The organism is Mesorhizobium sp. M0571, from assembly GCF_040320985.1.
GTDB lineage: Bacteria > Pseudomonadota > Alphaproteobacteria > Rhizobiales > Rhizobiaceae > Mesorhizobium.
Genome location: NZ_JAMYQT010000160.1, coordinates 1 through 604 on the forward strand (window position 1 = coordinate 1; position 604 = coordinate 604).

Sequence of the window (604 nt, forward strand, 5' to 3'; positions counted from 1 at the left end):
CCGCAGCCGCACGGACACAGCGTGCTCCTGGGCTCGATGATCCGCTCCACCCGCGGCAGATGGGCAGGCAAGTGGCCACGATTGCGCTGGCGCGAACCGGACGCGCCGTCCGAACGCCCCCGGATGACCCGCTGCGCCTTTTCCTGCGCGGCATCGAGCACGCCCTGCGCGATCTCCACGTCTTCGAGCGGCAGGTGGTATTGATCGGGATGCAGCTTCTCGGACTTGGCGCCGAACTTCTCGTGGTTGAGCTGGCTGACGACGCTCTCCAGCCGGCGGCGCGCCTCCTCGGACTCTGCCAAAGCTGCCTGCGCCTCGGCGAGGAGCGCCTTCAAACGCTCGTTCTCTTCCTGGAGAACCGTCAGATTCATGCACTAAATCAACCACATGATCTCCGATAACGCCATTGGAGACAAGGCACCTGAGTCACTGTGCCACACTCATCCGGCCAGCTGCGGACGCCGTGCCCGCTCGGGGCGAACCAGTCTCCAATCCAGCCCTTCGAACAAGGCCGCGAACATCGCCGGCGACATGCGCATCACGCCGTCGCGAACCTGCGGCCAGACGAACTTCGAGCCCTCGAGCCGCTTGTGCACCAGCACAA

At 65.1% G+C, this 604-nt stretch carries 2 protein-coding genes; both read right to left on the reverse strand.

All coding sequences use genetic code 11. The features are described from left to right. The coding region (locus NKI85_RS37845; protein ID WP_352781014.1) for an IS66 family transposase at positions 1 to 371 on the reverse strand (371 nt) is incomplete at its 3' end. A 69-nt stretch (positions 372 to 440) separates the two neighbouring features. Further along, positions 441 to 602 (reverse strand): IS66 family insertion sequence element accessory protein TnpB, encoded by a 162-nt coding sequence (tnpB, locus tag NKI85_RS37850; protein ID WP_352781017.1) that lies wholly within the window; start codon positions 600 to 602, stop codon positions 441 to 443. Positions 603 to 604 lie beyond the last annotated feature (2 nt).